Source organism: Bacillus sp. B-jedd (assembly GCF_000821085.1).
Taxonomy (GTDB): Bacteria; Bacillota; Bacilli; order Bacillales; family Cytobacillaceae; genus Bacillus_D.
The window spans coordinates 1,542,442-1,558,404 of sequence record NZ_CCXR01000001.1 but is presented as its reverse complement, the minus strand read 5'-3'; the positions used below and the strand labels follow the sequence as shown (position 1 = coordinate 1,558,404).

Annotated in this window: 17 protein-coding genes and 1 other annotated feature; all 17 genes read right to left on the bottom strand. The window is 44.3% G+C overall.

Annotated elements, in window-relative coordinates; all coding sequences use genetic code 11:
• Nucleotides 1-85: 85 nt before the first annotated feature.
• Complete coding sequence (gene ileS, locus BN1002_RS07665; protein WP_048827830.1) at nucleotides 86-2,863, bottom strand: isoleucine--tRNA ligase; 2,778 nt, start codon at nucleotides 2,861-2,863, stop codon at nucleotides 86-88.
• 314 nt (nucleotides 2,864-3,177) lie between these two features.
• Nucleotides 3,178-3,409, bottom strand: a binding site (T-box leader).
• Between the two features lie 50 nt (nucleotides 3,410-3,459).
• Complete coding sequence (locus BN1002_RS07660) at nucleotides 3,460-3,975, bottom strand: DivIVA domain-containing protein (protein ID WP_048824410.1); 516 nt, start codon at nucleotides 3,973-3,975, stop codon at nucleotides 3,460-3,462.
• 130 nt (nucleotides 3,976-4,105) lie between these two features.
• Nucleotides 4,106-4,879: a YlmH family RNA-binding protein gene (locus BN1002_RS07655; protein WP_048824409.1), complete on the bottom strand. Its 774-nt coding sequence runs from the start codon at nucleotides 4,877-4,879 to the stop codon at nucleotides 4,106-4,108.
• Nucleotides 4,880-4,958: 79 nt separating this feature from the next.
• On the bottom strand, nucleotides 4,959-5,219 hold the full coding sequence (locus BN1002_RS07650; protein WP_048824408.1) for a YggT family protein: 261 nt from the start codon (nucleotides 5,217-5,219) through the stop codon (nucleotides 4,959-4,961).
• Nucleotides 5,220-5,226: 7 nt separating this feature from the next.
• Nucleotides 5,227-5,670 (bottom strand): cell division protein SepF, encoded by a 444-nt coding sequence (locus BN1002_RS07645; RefSeq protein WP_048824407.1) that lies wholly within the window; start codon nucleotides 5,668-5,670, stop codon nucleotides 5,227-5,229.
• Nucleotides 5,660-6,361: a YggS family pyridoxal phosphate-dependent enzyme gene (locus BN1002_RS07640; protein ID WP_048824406.1), complete on the bottom strand. Its 702-nt coding sequence runs from the start codon at nucleotides 6,359-6,361 to the stop codon at nucleotides 5,660-5,662. Before BN1002_RS07640 ends, BN1002_RS07645 begins: the two co-directional genes overlap by 11 nt.
• A 4-nt stretch (nucleotides 6,362-6,365) precedes the next feature.
• On the bottom strand, nucleotides 6,366-7,187 hold the full coding sequence (pgeF, locus tag BN1002_RS07635) for a peptidoglycan editing factor PgeF (RefSeq protein ID WP_048824405.1): 822 nt from the start codon (nucleotides 7,185-7,187) through the stop codon (nucleotides 6,366-6,368).
• Nucleotides 7,188-7,249: 62 nt separating this feature from the next.
• Nucleotides 7,250-7,531 carry a YlmC/YmxH family sporulation protein gene (locus BN1002_RS07630; protein ID WP_048824404.1) on the bottom strand — a complete coding sequence of 94 codons (282 nt, stop codon included), beginning with the start codon at nucleotides 7,529-7,531 and terminating at the stop codon, nucleotides 7,250-7,252.
• Between the two features lie 132 nt (nucleotides 7,532-7,663).
• On the bottom strand, nucleotides 7,664-8,443 hold the full coding sequence (gene sigG, locus BN1002_RS07625) for an RNA polymerase sporulation sigma factor SigG (RefSeq protein ID WP_048824403.1): 780 nt from the start codon (nucleotides 8,441-8,443) through the stop codon (nucleotides 7,664-7,666).
• Between the two features lie 153 nt (nucleotides 8,444-8,596).
• Nucleotides 8,597-9,316, bottom strand: a complete 720-nt coding sequence (sigE, locus tag BN1002_RS07620) for an RNA polymerase sporulation sigma factor SigE (RefSeq protein ID WP_048824402.1) — start codon at nucleotides 9,314-9,316, stop codon at nucleotides 8,597-8,599.
• Nucleotides 9,317-9,357: 41 nt separating this feature from the next.
• Nucleotides 9,358-10,296 carry a sigma-E processing peptidase SpoIIGA gene (spoIIGA, locus tag BN1002_RS07615; protein ID WP_048824401.1) on the bottom strand — a complete coding sequence of 313 codons (939 nt, stop codon included), beginning with the start codon at nucleotides 10,294-10,296 and terminating at the stop codon, nucleotides 9,358-9,360.
• 272 nt (nucleotides 10,297-10,568) lie between these two features.
• Nucleotides 10,569-11,705: a cell division protein FtsZ gene (gene ftsZ / locus BN1002_RS07610; protein WP_048824400.1), complete on the bottom strand. Its 1,137-nt coding sequence runs from the start codon at nucleotides 11,703-11,705 to the stop codon at nucleotides 10,569-10,571.
• Between the two features lie 146 nt (nucleotides 11,706-11,851).
• Complete coding sequence (gene ftsA / locus BN1002_RS07605) at nucleotides 11,852-13,138, bottom strand: cell division protein FtsA (RefSeq protein ID WP_048824399.1); 1,287 nt, start codon at nucleotides 13,136-13,138, stop codon at nucleotides 11,852-11,854.
• Between the two features lie 123 nt (nucleotides 13,139-13,261).
• Nucleotides 13,262-13,624 (bottom strand): small basic family protein, encoded by a 363-nt coding sequence (locus tag BN1002_RS07600; protein ID WP_048824398.1) that lies wholly within the window; start codon nucleotides 13,622-13,624, stop codon nucleotides 13,262-13,264.
• Nucleotides 13,624-14,304 (bottom strand): DUF881 domain-containing protein, encoded by a 681-nt coding sequence (locus BN1002_RS07595; RefSeq protein WP_048827829.1) that lies wholly within the window; start codon nucleotides 14,302-14,304, stop codon nucleotides 13,624-13,626. Before BN1002_RS07595 ends, BN1002_RS07600 begins: the two co-directional genes overlap by 1 nt.
• Nucleotides 14,305-14,397: 93 nt before the next feature.
• The gene (locus BN1002_RS07590; RefSeq protein ID WP_231574999.1) at nucleotides 14,398-15,108 is read right to left on the bottom strand and encodes a DUF881 domain-containing protein; all 711 of its coding nucleotides are present in this window, start codon (nucleotides 15,106-15,108) and stop codon (nucleotides 14,398-14,400) included.
• Nucleotides 15,086-15,871, bottom strand: coding sequence for a cell division protein FtsQ/DivIB (locus tag BN1002_RS07585; RefSeq protein WP_048824397.1), 786 nt, complete (start codon nucleotides 15,869-15,871; stop codon nucleotides 15,086-15,088). The genes BN1002_RS07590 and BN1002_RS07585 overlap by 23 nt, the downstream gene beginning before the upstream one ends.
• Nucleotides 15,872-15,963: the final 92 nt, after the last annotated feature.

Genomic DNA, 15,963 nt, shown 5'->3' with positions numbered 1-15,963 from the left:
AAACTTCCGGTAAACAACAAAGATATTCGGATGAAAGAATGAAAAAGGCAGGCCTGCATGAGCAGGCCCAGCCTTCTACGATACGTTATTCACCGTCTTGCGCAGACGAAGATTCCTTCACTACGCTAGCGCAGCGTGGGCAAAGAGTTGGATGTTCAGGATTGCTGCCCACTTCTTTGGAAACAACCCAGCACCTTTCGCACGTTTCCCCTTCGGCTTTTGTGACAACAATCGCCGCGGTTTCAAGCTGCAAGGCGTTTTCAGGCGCTTGTTCAAGCGTTCCGGCCACTTCAAAGCCTGAAACGATGAAAAGCTGTTTCATATCTTCATCGATAGAATTGAGGAGCGCCCTGCTCTCTTCATTCACATAGAGCGTGACTTTAGCAGTCAGCGATTTACCAATGACTTTTTCATTTCTCGCCTCTTCAAGCGCTTTTAGGACATCATCCCGTAACTTCATGAAAGCGGTCCACTTTTTCATGAGCGCATCAGCATTTTCGAACTCTTCGTAATCAGGCATATCAGTCAGCTGGACGCTTTCTTCCCCGACTCCGGGAATGAATTCCCATACCTCATCCGCAGTATGCGAAAGGATTGGAGAGACAAGCTTAGTCAAAGCGACAAGTGATTCATATAGAACGGTCTGGATTGCACGGCGCTCTTTATTATCAGCTTTTTCGATATACAAGACATCTTTTGCAAAATCAAGATAGAAGGCGCTTAGGTCGAGCGTACAGAAATTATTGACAGCATGATAAATCCCTGAGAATTCATATTTCTCATATGAGGTCCTTACTTGTTTAATCAATTTATTCAGCTTTACAAGCATAAATTGATCGACTTCCCGAAGTTCCTCATAGCGGAGCGCATCTGTTTCCGGATTGAAATCAGCAAGATTCCCCAGCAGGAATCTGAATGTATTCCTTATCTTCCGGTAAACTTCCGCAACTTGCTTCAGTATCGGTTCTGATACCCGGACATCGGACTGATAATCAACAGAAGCGACCCAGAGGCGAAGGATATCCGCGCCGAGTTGGTTCATGATTTTTGCAGGAATCATGACATTCCCAAGTGATTTACTCATTTTCCTTCCTTCGCCATCAAGGACGAACCCATGGCTCAGGACACCCTTGTAAGGTGCTTTCCCCGTCACTGCGACAGCAGTGGAAAGTGATGAGTTGAACCAGCCACGATACTGATCAGAGCCTTCAAGATATAAGTCAGCCGGCCTGACAAGGTCATCTCTTTCCTCAAGCACAGCTTGATGGGAAGAACCGGAGTCAAACCAGACATCCATGATATCCGTTTCCTTTGTGAACTGGCCATTCGGTGAACCAGGATGAGTGAATCCCTCTGGCAGCAGTTCCTTTGCTTCTTTTTCAAACCAGATATTTGAACCATATTCACGGAACAAGTTTGAAACATGGTCAATCGTTTCATCGGTAATAATCGGTTCGCCGTTTTCAGCGTAAAATACAGGAATCGGCACTCCCCACACTCGCTGACGTGAAATACACCAGTCGCCTCGATCCCGGACCATGTTGAAGAGTCGGGTTTCTCCCCAGGCCGGAACCCATTCGGTTTCCTTGATCGCTTCAAGTAATTCATTACGGAAATCCTTTATAGAAGCGAACCATTGGGCTGTTGCACGGAAGATAACCGGTTTTTTCGTTCTCCAGTCGTGAGGATAGGAGTGGGTGATGAATGACAGCTTCAGAAGGGCTCCCGCTTTATCAAGAGCTTCTGTGATCGGTTTATTGGCTTCATCATAGAATAACCCTTCAAACCCTTCTGCTTCGGACGTCATAACCCCTTTGTCATCAACTGGGCAAAGGACGTCAAGGCCATATTTTCGGCCAATCTGGAAATCGTCCTCCCCGTGGCCTGGCGCAGTATGGACACAGCCGGTACCGGCATCCGTGGTCACATGCTCCCCTAGCATAACAAGCGAATCACGCCCATAAATTGGGTGGGAAGCAACAATATATTCAAGTTCTTTTCCGTTTACCTTTTGTTCTACCTCGTAATTGTCCCAGCCGATTTCTTTTGCAGCGGCTTCAAGCAGCGCTTCAGCGAGAAGATATTTTTTCCCATCGACTGAAACAACGACATAGGAAAGGTCTGGATGGACGGAAATTCCCAGGTTTGCCGGGATTGTCCACGGAGTCGTCGTCCAAATGACGATGCTCGTATCCGTATCCAATACCCCTTTGCCGTCTTTCACTTTAAAAGCGACATAAATCGAAGGGGACCTTTTGTCTTTATATTCGATTTCGGCTTCTGCAAGAGCTGATTCACTAGACGGCGACCAATAGACAGGCTTTTTGCCTTTATAAATATACCCTTTCTTGGCCATTTCCCCGAATACTTTAATTTGCTGTGCTTCATATTCAGGCTTTAGGGTGATATATGGGTTTTCCCAGTCACCGCGGACACCAAGGCGCTTAAACTGAGTCCTCTGGCTGTCAATTTGGCCGAGCGCGTATTCGGTGCAGAGTTGCCTGAATTCAGCAGTAGTCATTTCTTTCCGTTTTACACCTTTGTTCGCCAATGCCTGCTCAATTGGCAGGCCGTGTGTATCCCAGCCTGGCACATAAGGCGCCTGGTAGCCTGTCATCGATTTATGGCGGACAATGAAGTCCTTAAGGATTTTATTGAGGGCATGCCCCATATGGATATCACCATTCGCATATGGAGGGCCATCATGAAGGACATAAACCGGCCTTCCTTTTGTCCGTTCCTGCACCATTTTATAGATATCCTTTTCTTCCCACTTCGCTTGGATTTCCGGTTCCCTTTTTGGGAGATTGCCTCGCATCGGGAAATCCGTTTTCGGCATTAATAACGTGTCTTTGTAATCCATTTTCTGTTCCTCCTGAATAACTAAGGGATCTTTTTCGAATGTATATAGGTTGTAATAAGATTGGTATCCTTCTGGAACGAGGTGGTTGATTTCCGCTCTCGGCATTTCGCTTTCCGCGGGGCATCAGTGGAGCCTCCTCGGAGCAAGCTCCTGCGGGGTCTCCCCTTGCTGCTCTGTCCCGCAGGAGTCTACATGCCTGAGCTCCAATCAACCAGTTCTTCAAATTAATGATGTACTTATTAAATTTAACCTATATATGCCTTTTCTTCATCATGAAAATAATTTGAACCAAAATAAAAAACCTCCCCATCCCAAATAGGGACGAGAAGGTTTGCTTTCCCGCGGTACCACCCTGATAGGCAATAAGGTTATTGCCCGCTCATAAACTCCTTAACGCGGAAGGGACGCCGCAGCTTAATCGGCCAGAAGCCTTTCAGTGCGGGACTCATGGGTGATGTTCCAGCATCCTGCTTTTCCGGGCTCCCACCATCCCCGGTTCGCTGAATAAGCATCTGTAAGCTGTACTGTCCCATTCATAGCCTGTTTTCAATTTCAGTTGTTTATTAGGAAATTATATGCCATTTCAAGCCTTAACGTCAAGCGAGCGAATCTTCTTCCTCAGTCGCCTTCAATTCGGTCGCATCCAGTTCATAGCTTAGCAGATGGTCCCAATCATCATTATTAATCAAATCCAGCTGGGCTTCAATCAGCATTTTAAAACGGGTCCGGAAAACCTTGGACTGTTTTTTCAGATCCTCGATTTCCAATGCGATTTTGCGAGCCTTGGATAAAGATTCATTCACAATCCTGTCTGCGTTCTTTTCAGCTTCCTTTATAATCAGCTTCGCTTCTTTCTGAGCGATTCTTCTTACTTCTTCGGCAGCTTCTTGCGCGACAATAATGGATTTGTTCAGCGTTTCCTCAATATTGGTAAAATGGCCAAGACGGTCATTCATATCATTCAGGCGCTCTTCCAATTCCTTTTTCTCCCTAAGAATCAGTTCATAGTCTTTGATGACTTGATCAAGGAATTCATTTACCTCATCTTCATCATAACCCCGGAATCCTTTCGTGAATTCCTTATTGTGTATATCCAACGGCGTTAATGGCATGACGCCACCTCCCTAATTGAGTTTCATCTTTCTCCCGCAAGCCTTCCGGAATCTTTAGGCCTGCTTTCTATGTACTGTATCTAATAATTCGACAGGAAGCTCCATTTTCCTTCAAGCCCGCTGTAAAAAATTATTTATGCTTCGCGGCAATGATCCGCCATTTATCTTTTTTAGTTTTTCCTTCGATGGAGTTCAGTCGCGCCCTGCCATAGCCCCTGGCTGATATCATGTCGCCTTCCCCGCATTCGAATGAAGGGGCATCGACTTCCTCCCAGTTCACCTTCACCAGGCCCTGCGTAATTAGCAGCTGGGATTTCTGTCTTGACAGGTTATGAATCGCGGCAAGGACTGTATCCAGCCTAAGCGAGCTGACAGTCTCCGGCATTTCCACCCACGTTTCGTCGGAGTGAAGAACGTCATCCAAGGAAGCTTCCTTCAGGGTCACAGAGGCCCTTCCTATTGACTCGAGATTCATTTTGACAAAATCGGACACTTCATTGGCGCATAAAAATTGAATCCTGCCCTCTGCTGCCAGTATATCGCCAAATTTTCCCCTTTTAAGACCGAGCGACATAAGGCTTCCCAACACATGGGGATGCTCAACCGTCACGAATTTCGCCGGGTAATGAATCTCCAGAAGGCTGATTTGAAAGTCATCCGGCGTGGACATTGCATAATCCGGAAGCAGAAGGGCCCTCTTGCGCTCAGCAAAAGAAGGGCCGCCCGACAGTTCCATACGGATATCCCCGCTTTCGCCAACGAGTGCCTTTAATATGAACTGTTCCCTTGGGTCCAAAAAGTCCGTAAGCTTCGGGGTATACATCGTTTCAACCTGGTTCTTCCATTGAAGCACCTTGTCGATAAATTCCCTTTCACTTGGCCTGAAATGCTGATAAATATTCATTTTCCTGCTCCTACTAATTTATCCTTTTCCAAAAAGGACTTGTGCTATGTCCATTGCACTATTTTTGCAAATAAAGAAATTATAACCAGATAAAAACTTTTTTGAGTCCTTCAGATGCAAATCTCAGTACAATAATCGCAACAATTGGAGAAATATCAATCATGCCTAGAGGCGGAATGAACCTTCTGAATGGTTCAAGATATGGTTCGCAGATCCTCGTAAGGAACTGACCAATTGCCGAACCCCTAGCATTCGGGAACCAGGACATCAATATATAAATAATCAATGCCCAGTAATAAAGCATAATTAAATTCGATAATATTCCATAGATCATACCCATTTAAACTTTACCACCTCTTATCAGAAAAATCTTGCTCCTGCATCAACTCTGAAATGTTTCCGGAAACCTCTACATTATCGGGGGTACAAAGAAAAATGCTGAGCCCGATTTTCTGGATGTCCCCACCAATTGCATAGACTGTGCCGCTAAGGAAGTCTACGATCCTTTTCGCTTGGTCGTGGTCAATCCGCTGCAGATTGACAACCACCGCTCTCTTGTTTTTCAGGTGGTCGGCGATTTCCTGTGCCTCTGAATACATTCTTGGTTCAATTAATACTACCTTTGAATTAGACGATTTCTGAACACTCTGCAGGCTCACGACATTCTGTGTTTGCCTGGCAGGCTGATGCTTTTGCGCCCTGAGCGGCTCCGCCTCTTCCACGTATTCCTCTTCTTCGTCGTATTGATCATCCAGGAAAAAGAAAGTTTTAAATTTTGACTTAATGCTCATTTTTTTGCACCTCCGAATCATTTTCTCCGACCAGTGCTGTACCGATCCGGATCATCGTTGCCCCTTCTTCAATTGCAATTGTATAATCATTGGACATTCCCATCGACAGTTCCTCACACGGAGCATGTGCCAGCCTCAAATTCTTGATATGATCCCTCAGGATTCTCAAATCCCTGAAACATTTTCGGAGCTTTTCTCGATCATCGGTGAGGGGCGCCATGGTCATCAATCCCTCGACATGGATATTTTTATATTCCACAAGTTCTTTGATGAAGTCCACAACACCTGAAGGATTCAACCCATGTTTCGACTCTTCCCCCGATACATTTACCTGTACAAGGCATTTAACAGGTTCTGTAGCCCGCTTGTTGATTTCTTCTGCCAAGGACAGCCTGTCCAATGAATGGATATAATCAGCCTTGCCGATAATGTTCTTAACTTTTCGGGTCTGCAGCGATCCGATGAAATGAAAAGAGGCCTTTCCGTTTAAAAATTCCCATTTCTCCAAAAAGCCTTCATCCCGGTTTTCGCCAATATCGGCAATTCCCGCTTCAACTGCTTCCAATGCCTTCTCTTTACTGACATATTTCGTGACAGCTATAATCCTTACATCCTCAGGATCCCTGTTAGCTTTAAGGCAGGCACTTTTTATCTTGCTGTTAATATCCCTTAGATTACCTGATACCCCCATTACCTCAAAGACCCTCCTTCCAGCCAATAAAACCAAGCATCCTTCCAGTCTTCCCTTTATCCCTTCGGTGGGAGAAAAAGTTCTCTCCTCCGCAGCTTGAACATAAACCAGTTTCGGCGATATTCTTTTCCGGAATCCCCGCCTCAATCAGGAGCAATCTGTTCATTTCTTTTAAATCAAGGGAATATTGGCCGGGACTAATTTGATTATATGGTTTTTTTTCGACATGTTCTAGTCTATTTTCTACAAAACCGATAACATAGTCATCAACAATATAACATTTTTTGCAGATTGATGGTCCTATAGCGGCAAAAATCTCCTCCGGGCGTATACCTTCTTCTCCCCATAGCCTGACCATTTCAGGCCCAATTCCATGAACAGTCCCTTTCCAGCCGGCATGGGCTATCCCCGCCATCTTGCTGTTGGGATGGAAGAAATATAGCGGAACGCAATCAGCGAAGCACATGGTAAGCAAAAGCCCCGGTTCCTTTGTATATAACCCGTCCGTATCTTTTAAGGCTGTGCTGTATTCGGCCGCTCCCTTGCCTTTATGGCGGCTATCAGCCTTGATTATGTTTATCCCGTGTGTCTGCTCGCTTCCGACCATATCCTCGAGCCCAAACCCGGCCTCCTCAGCGATCAGCTCCCTGTTTCTTCTTACGATGAGTGGGTCATCACCAACATGGAAGCCTGTGTTCAGGCTTCCGTATTCTCTGCTGCCTGAACCGCCATTGCGGGAAGAAAAACCAGCAGTTAAGCCGGGGTGTATTTTCATCCATTTGTCCAGAAAATAAGTCGACTGATTTGTTAATAAAAATGGTTCCATTTTTAATCCCCTGTTTTTTTCTATAGTTTACCATACAAGGGAGCAATCCGGTACCTGTTAGCCTAACTGACAGTGTTTTCCTGTCCTTCCGGGGTTGACTGGATTGGAATGCCTGCCACCCGGACAAGGATGACATCCTGGCCGATCTTCAATATATTCGACCAGGGAATGACCGTATCTTCCTCTTTCCCAAACAGGCCCAATACCTTGCCCATTCCGCCTATCACTACTGCCTGTATTTTTCCGGTATTTAAATTAATGTCTATATCCGTTACATTCCCGAGTTTTTTGCCGTCTGCTACGTTGATAACATCCTTCATTTGAAAATCAGAAATTCTCACCATTTCAATTCACTCCTGTCCTGTTCTTGTAAAAATATATGACAAGGAAGAGAGAAACTGTACTTTTATCAACGCTTTAAATTCCCCTCAATAGAAAAGGCTCAGACAAGTTGAAAAAGCTGCCCGCGGGCAGCTTCAACTTTGGATATTTTTACTCATTTGTTTAATGGCTGCTTTTTCAAGCCTGGATACCTGTGCCTGGGATATACCTATTTCATCAGCTACTTCCATTTGCGTCTTTCCCTGGAAAAACCGCTTTCTTAAAATCAGTTTCTCCCGCTCATTCAGCCTTCTCATTCCTTCTTTTAAGGCGATTTCCTCAATCCATTGTGTGTCCTTATTGCGCTCATCACTCAATTGATCCATGACGAAGATTGGGTCTCCGCCGTCATTATAGATTGGTTCAAATAAAGAAACAGGATCCTGGATGGCATCCAGAGCAAAAACAATTTCTTCATGGGGAACTTCAAGTACTTTCGCGATTTCTTCCGCGGTTGGTTCCCTGGAGGTTTCACTCATCAGCCTCTCCCTCACTTGCAGGGCCTTGTAGGCAATATCCCTAAGGGATCTCGAAACCCGAATTGGGTTGTTATCTCTTAAATAGCGGCGTATTTCACCAATAATCATTGGTACAGCGTAAGTTGAAAATTTAACATTCTGTCCGAGATCGAAGTTGTCTATTGACTTCATGAGGCCGATACAGCCAACTTGAAAAAGATCATCAACGAACTCTCCCCGATTGTTAAACCTTTGGATGACACTTAAGACGAGACGCAAATTCCCGTTGACCAGTTTTTCCCTTGCTGTAAGATCCCCTTCCTGCATTTCCCTGAAAAGCTTGCGCATTTCTTCGTTTTTCAATACTGGAAGTTTCGATGTATCAACCCCGCAAATCTCAACCTTATTTCGAGTCAATGCTTTTTTCCCTCCTCATAGGAGCTGCTGTTCAAAAAACAGTATCTCCTTGGAAAGGAAAAATATGCAGGGAGGAAATGGCTCATTATTCAGGAAATATCCGTTAATTAGGAAAGATACCCGTCATCATTGATTTTTATCACAAAAAAATAATTAGACCATTTTATTGAATTCTTTTCTAAGCCGTTTGATAATTCTTTTTTCCAGGCGGGAAATATAGGATTGAGATATCCCAAGTAAATCGGCAACATCCTTTTGTGTTTTCTCTTCGCCGTTAACAAGGCCAAATCTCAGTTCCATAATTTGTTTTTCACGGTCGGACAATTGGTGAAGGGCTTTTGCCAAAAGCTTCTTGTCAACATTCGCTTCCAAATCCCGGGTGATTATATCCTCATCTGTCCCAAGGACATCGGAAAGGAGGAGTTCGTTCCCATCCCAGTCAATATTCAGCGGCTCATCAAATGAAACTTCCGAGCGAATTTTATTGTTTCGTCGCAAATACATAAGTATTTCATTTTCAATGCACCTGGACGCATATGTAGCAAGCTTTATTTTTTTCTCCGGGTTGAATGTATTGACAGCCTTGATCAGGCCGATTGTCCCGATTGAAATAAGGTCCTCAATGTTGATTCCTGTATTCTCAAATTTCCTCGCGATATAAACAACGAGACGCAAATTCCGTTCGATCAGGACTGACCTGGCCGCCTTATCCCCTTCAGGCAGTTTTTTCAGCAGCACCTCTTCTTCTTCCTTGCTTAATGGGGGAGGCAGCGCTTCGCTCCCGCCAATATAAAATACTTCATCCTTTTTAAATCCGAGCTTTATGAGCAGCTTGGACCAATAATAATTTATGCGCAGCCTCCAATTTTTCACCTGTTTTCCTCCTTCTAAATTATGTCTTTATGAGTATATTATTAATAGCTTGCAGCGGTCTGGTGACTTTCCGGAACGCCAGCCAGCAATTTAGGATGGACAATACATTGATAAGACCCATCTGAGGATAGCTCCTGCGTAGTAAAGGATACAAGTACCCGTTCCGACTTGAAGGTGTTTATACTATCCCTGATAAGCACATAATCAGGTTTAACTCCCAATATTAATTGGTGTTCTTGTCCGACAACCGCGCATGGAACAATCCTTAAACGGCTTTCCCATTTTGAGGGGACTGTTTTTTTTCCATGAATGATGTCATCAGGAAAGGATGAAATCAGAAAAAGTTCCTCCGGAAGTTCCTTCACAATTTTATTAATCGACACAAACATGACAGGATTACGGGTCAAAGGATCATATAATTGATTGCCGCTGTCTATCAGTCCTGTAAAATCATAAAGTTTTTCGTTTAATGATATTTGTACATTAACGATTTGGTCATATTTTATTTTGGCCATTTCATGGCTCTCAAGCCTGACGCGGGAGAAATGCCAGGCAAGCGGAAACCCCAGGAACACAAACAGCCAGCTGATTGGATCTCCGAAACCAGGTGAAGCAGATGATACAAATGATTTGAACAAGCTGCTGCTGGATTGGAGGAAATAATGAGCTCCCATTAATGTCCCTCCGATTAGAAAGGTTGAAAAATAAAGGGCCATTAATGCAGATAAAAAGAACTTCAATCTCTTATATCCGAAGGAAGCCAATACCATTAGGACGGAAAAGGCCATTTTGGACAGGGGATGACCGGAATAGATTGCTGCAGGAGTGAAATAAAGTAAGATAATAAGCGAACCGATAAAGCCTCCAGCCGCAATCCTCCATAACTTGACCCGCCTTTTGAGAAGAATTGCCGACATGATGAGCAGAAGGCTGTCAAACAGAAAATTCAAGACCCAGATTACATCAAGATAAACAGTCACACGTACCTCCTTTTTGGGCTCCTGGCAACAAGCAGGGAACCGTGTTCTGTTTACGGAAAAGTATATCTTATTAGAAAGATGGAAGGTGTCGCTTCCTGTATGTGAAAAGAAGGAAGTTTCAACTTTTCATTGCGCTTTTTGTCAGTATTTTTTGATGAAAACTTTGAACCCGTCGAGGAATATGGTGGAGATCAATTTTACGCCTTATCTGAACTTATACAGAAAAACGGCATGCCATTTTGGCATGCCGTGAATCTTTTTATGATGAAAAGCTATCTTCTTCTGTTACGGTTTCTCAGGAAAGTCGGGATATCAAGTGTATCTTCCTGTGAAATAGTTGAAGGCCTTGCAGGCTCTGAAACGGGTTCTTCCCTTTTCACTTCCCTTTTTACAGTCGGGGCAGCTGGTTTCTGGTGCCCAAATGACGGCCTAGCAGATGGCCTTTGCTGGACGGCTTCCTCATTGAAGCCTGTAGCAATGACAGTCACGAGAATTTCATCTTTCAAATTCTCATTGATGACAGAACCGAAAATCATATTCACTTCTTGATCTGAAGCCGAAGCAACAATATCAGCAGCTTCCTGGACTTCATAAAGGCTAAGGTTCGTGCCGCCAGTAATATTCATCAGGACGCCTTGTGCGCCATCAATGGATGTTTCAAGCAGAGGTGAGCTGATTGCTTTTTTCGCAGCTTCCGCAGCGCGGTTCTCACCTGATGCGACACCGATGCCCATCAAAGCAGAGCCCTTGCTTGACATGATTGTTTTAACATCTGCAAAGTCAAGGTTTATCAAACCTGGAACAGCAATCAAGTCTGAAATCCCCTGGACACCCTGGCGGAGGACATTATCCGCTTCACGGAATGCTTCAAGCATTGGAGTGCTTTTATCGACAATTTCAAGGAGGCGGTCATTTGGAATGACAATAAGTGTATCCACGGCTTCCTTCATTCCTGCAATCCCCATCGCAGCCTGGTTTTGGCGCTTTTTACCTTCAAAGGTAAATGGGCGTGTGACGACACCGACTGTCAAAGCCCCAAGATCGCGGGCAATTTGCGCAATGACTGGCGCGGCCCCTGTTCCTGTTCCGCCGCCCATTCCAGCGGTAACGAACACCATATCGGCACCTCTTAAAGCTTCTTCAATCTGCTCTTTGCTCTCTTCAGCCGCCTTTTTGCCCACTTCAGGGTTCGCTCCGGCACCGAGTCCGCGGGTAAGTTTAGCGCCTATTTGCATTTTCACTTCTGCCTTTGAAAGGTTTAGTGCCTGCGCATCTGTGTTGACCGCAATAAATTCTACTCCTTGGACACCATGTTCAATCATCCGGTTAACAGCGTTATTTCCGCCGCCTCCGACTCCGATTACTTTAATTGTTGCCAGCTGATCTAAATTTGTATCAAACTCCAACATGATAGATCCTCCTAATTCGTCCATATTCGTTTATGCCTGTATCTCCGTGCCAATTACCGGCTTCCCGGCGTATAATGCGGAGCAGGCAATGCCTAGCAATTCCGAGCCTCCCTGGCAAATGATTTCCGCCAGGCTGAACAATTGTTTTATTCAAAAAAGTACCCAAGGAATTTTTTAACTTTCGTCGTCATCTTTTCTTCATTTTGTTTTACTTGTTTCTGTTTTTGCTGAGGCTTTTGCTGCCTTTTTTCCTTCTGCTCCGACTGATGGGGAACGGATACGGCTGCCATGCCATAATCTTCGTATTTACTGCTCTTGCTGGCATATTTAATAAGGCCCACACCCGTGGTATATTGAGGTTCCCTGACACCGATATAGTCAGGGACCGCCCTTCTTACCCTTGATTGGAAAACAGATTGGGCAAGTTCCAGTACACCTTCCATATTGGAAACGCCGCCCGTCAGGACAAAACCGCCTGGCAAATCCCTGATGCCCATCCTTTTTAATTCATGCAGCACCAAATCGAAAATTTCTTCCAGTCTGGCCTCAATGATTTCGGAAATTTCCAGCTGATTGAATTGCTGATGCTGGTCGCTGCCAATGACCGGAACACTGAAAACTTCGTCCTCGGATGCCTCTTCAAAAAAGGCATGTCCATATTTCAGCTTAATCTTTTCAGCATTTTCGGTCGATGTCCTCAGGACGATGGAGAGATCTTTTGTAATGTGTTCGCCGCCAACCGGAATGACGCTTGTCGCAGTCAGGCTTCCTTCTTCAAAAACGGCAATCGTAGTGGTTCCCCCGCCAACATCAATGAGGGCTGTGCCAAGGTTTTTTTCATCTTCGGATAATGAAAACATGCCTGCCGCAAGCGGTTGAAGTGTTATATCAAGAACTTCAAGATTAGCGCGTTCTACACATCGCAATACATTATGTAAGATTGTTTTATAACCGGTTATGATTGAACCTTCCATTTCAAGCCTGACACCCATCATATTAATGGGATCTGTAATCTCATCCTGGCCATCGACAATATATTGTTTCGGGACAACATCGATAATTTCCCTTTCAGGCGGGATGGAAATGACCTTAGCCGCATCCTCAACCCTGTATATGTCTTCACGAGTTATAACTTTGTCTTCACCTGAAACAGCAACAACACCATGGCAAGGCTGAAGCAGGACATGATTTCCTGTTACTCCAACGATCACCTGGCGTATCTCCATTCCTATCATTCTCTCTGCTTGTTCTACTGCTTTTTTAATAGAATGAACGGTTTCTTCTATATCAACGATGGCCCCTTTTTTAAGACCGGCTGATTTAACGTTGCCAACTCCGATAATATTTAATGAGTCGTTGACTTTTTCCCCTATGATCACCTTTACACTGGATGTACCGATGTCAAGACTGACAAATATCTCATTGCTGTTCATCCTATGGCACCTCCTTTTAGCCCAAATACTGCACCCATTTTATTTTATAGTTCATAAAATTATAAATATATTTATATATTATAAAAATATTCGTCAGAACGAAATGATTCCCTTTAAAAAAGTTCAACTTTTTTCTGTTTTTTCCCTTGCCGCCGTCCATTTTGATAATATAATCCTTCGAATCACGGCAATGTTTTGGAATAGCCTCACTCCAAAAGCAAAAACAGCGGCTAAATACAAGTCTACACCAAGATGGACTCCCAGGAAAGCTAAACTTGCCGCAAGAATAATATTAAAGAAAAAACCAGAAACAAAAACTTTTTCATCATATATATTTTGGAGTTGCGCGCGAATTCCGCCGAAGAGTGTGTCCAATGCGGCCAGGACTGCAATGGATAAGTAGTTTGAGTACTCTTCCGGTATCCTGATTTCGGTCATGAGCCCCAAAATGACTCCAATGATTAACGCCAGCAGCGGCAGCCACATTAAGAATTCCCCCCTTCAACAGGATTCGCGGGTTTCATGTTATTGATCCTGATTTTATTCGTATATGCCTCAATTATTATTTCAGACTTTGGATCCGAAACTGTAAGTCTTAAATTCTCTATGAAAAACTCTTCCGCCGACTGGGAAGCTTTCATTCTATTTGATAGTTTTTCAGCGGAGTGCATGTTTTCCGCCGCTACTTTCACCTCAATCGGAAGGGTAGTGAGCCTATGCCCGTCAATACGGGTCTCAGAGCTTACCTCGCGGATCACAGTTGAATTTATCACCCTTTGGCCATCAATAGATATATATTTCGCATCATACATATTCAATTCATTAGTCAGCCTTTTTAACAAATCGGGGGATATGGTATTGCTTGCCGGTTCACCGAGCATAATTTCTTCGAACACCGGTTCTATTGTAATTATGATCCCTGGCCCCTTAATTTCGGTAAGGCCGGCTTCTCCCTTTAATTCTTCAAGGGTTTCTTTTAAAACCGTTTCCTTTCCGTTCATTCTTTCAGTCTCGTACCCGGCAAGCTTTTCCTCAGTAGAACGTATTTCGGAAAGAAGGTCGGACTGCAATTTCTTTTCCTTGAGCAAATCCTGGCGGAGCTGCCATATATCCCTTGTATCCCGCTCAACCGGTTCTTTCACTGTTTGGAACTGGATGGCAATCATAAATCCGATAATTCCCGCAACGACCGAAAAACTCGTTAGTTTCTTTTTCTGCTTGTCCACATTTTTCACCTGGCCTTCTGAGTGGACATCCAATCATAAACTGCCCAAAATCGGATTCATTGAAATTGAGTCCTTTTTTTCCAAAGTAAAGACGATATTATCGTTTACCAACTGGTCTTTAACGCCCCCGGTCATGTTCAGTGCCGATTCCAGAACCGAGGGGTCTCCTATCGCACTGATGACAAACGGAGCAGGATGCTGTTTGCCATCTACCGTAATGACCGGCCCGTTGCAGACAATATAAGACCGGCTTGAAAGCCGCTGGCCGTTGATGGCTACAGCGGATGCGCCGGAAATATACAATTCATTCACAACTTTGAAAACGTGGTGCTCATGGACAAGGTAATTGTTAATATTTTCGGTTTGGGGGTCATATTCCCCGTCCTGAAGAGATATTTGAATACCCGGGCCCTTGACTTTCATTTTGCCGAGGAACATCCGGTATTTTTCCGCTTCCTCGGCAATCGCGGAATACGTTTCTTCTTCCTTGGATAATTCCTTTTCAATTTCACGTATTTTAGATTGTTTCGTATTATATTCCTTCTGGAGACTGCGATTAGCCTCTTCAAGGGAAATCAGCTGATTGCGTAAATCCAGCGTCCTTTCATATTGGCCTGGAGTCACATTATTACTCCTCTGCTCGTTTTCCACCCGGGTAAGATGATAGGAGAATGCCATTATAAACCCAAGTACAAGGCAGACTAGCGAAAAAATCACCTGTTTACCTTTCATCTTTTTCTTCAAGTCCTTCCTCCCCCTCTTTTTCATACGCTTTGAAGAATGACCCGACTTCCAGATCGATAACTCCCTTTACGTTCGGGTCAAGCTGGCTGGCTATCGAGGGGTAATGGACCATTTTATCGGAAAAGGTCCTCAGTGAAGCACTTACTTCAAATCCATCATTCATAAACAGTGAAACATGGAATTCATCTGTCTTTTGAGGTGTATAGTGGATTTCGGAAATGGAGTTGTTAATTTCCTCAGGAAGGGATCCCAGCGCCTCGGCCAGTTCGTTCAGTACTTTTCCCTCTTCAAACCCCACCAGGACAGGTACATTTTCCGAAAGGTTTTCTTTCTTATTAGCAGATAGGATTTTTCCGTTTTCCAGAACCGGGAAGAAGCCCCCATCCTTTACAAGATAACCGATCCAGCCATGCTCTTTTACATTGATCTGTACGGTATTTGGCAGAATCAGCTTCACTTCGGCATCCTTGATTTCCGGCAGCTTTTTAATTTTTTCTGCGGCAGCGCCTTTTTGGATTTTCCAGACATTATCTTTTTTAGAAATCCCGGCGGTGTCTGCAAGCTGTTCCTCACTGTATAGGGAATTACCTGCAACTTTGATCGAACGGACATGGCTGAGGGGGGATTGGATGTATACTACGCATGCAATCAGGATAAAGAACATAAAAAGGAGGAGGATCAGCCTTCGATTAGCCTTTTTCCGCCTTTGTTCCTTAAGCTTTGGTATCCGGTCTTCCAATGTCAATACTTTGTTTTTCTGCAAGTTTCTCCACCCCATTATGATTAGTGCAAAAATCCCTAATAACGGGAAAATCGAAAACAACGGCACGATAGTCTCATGCCGTCGTTTTGTTA

Coding starts and splice junctions, on each gene's coding strand:
- BN1002_RS07640 (WP_048824406.1), bottom strand. CDS start 6,361: ATGGGGGTATCAGGTAATCTAAGGGATATTAACAGCAAGATAAAAAGT.
- pgeF (WP_048824405.1), bottom strand. CDS start 7,187: ATGGAACCATTTTTATTAACAAATCAGTCGACTTATTTTCTGGACAAA.
- BN1002_RS07655 (WP_048824409.1), bottom strand. CDS start 4,879: ATGAATATTTATCAGCATTTCAGGCCAAGTGAAAGGGAATTTATCGAC.
- BN1002_RS07630 (WP_048824404.1), bottom strand. CDS start 7,531: ATGGTGAGAATTTCTGATTTTCAAATGAAGGATGTTATCAACGTAGCA.
- BN1002_RS07645 (WP_048824407.1), bottom strand. CDS start 5,670: ATGAGCATTAAGTCAAAATTTAAAACTTTCTTTTTCCTGGATGATCAA.
- ftsA (WP_048824399.1), bottom strand. CDS start 13,138: ATGAACAGCAATGAGATATTTGTCAGTCTTGACATCGGTACATCCAGT.
- ftsZ (WP_048824400.1), bottom strand. CDS start 11,705: ATGTTGGAGTTTGATACAAATTTAGATCAGCTGGCAACAATTAAAGTA.
- BN1002_RS07650 (WP_048824408.1), bottom strand. CDS start 5,219: ATGGGTATGATCTATGGAATATTATCGAATTTAATTATGCTTTATTAC.
- BN1002_RS07595 (WP_048827829.1), bottom strand. CDS start 14,304: ATGATTGCCATCCAGTTCCAAACAGTGAAAGAACCGGTTGAGCGGGAT.
- BN1002_RS07660 (WP_048824410.1), bottom strand. CDS start 3,975: ATGCCATTAACGCCGTTGGATATACACAATAAGGAATTCACGAAAGGA.
- BN1002_RS07600 (WP_048824398.1), bottom strand. CDS start 13,624: ATGTGGCTGCCGCTGCTGGCGTTAATCATTGGAGTCATTTTGGGGCTC.
- ileS (WP_048827830.1), bottom strand. CDS start 2,863: ATGGATTACAAAGACACGTTATTAATGCCGAAAACGGATTTCCCGATG.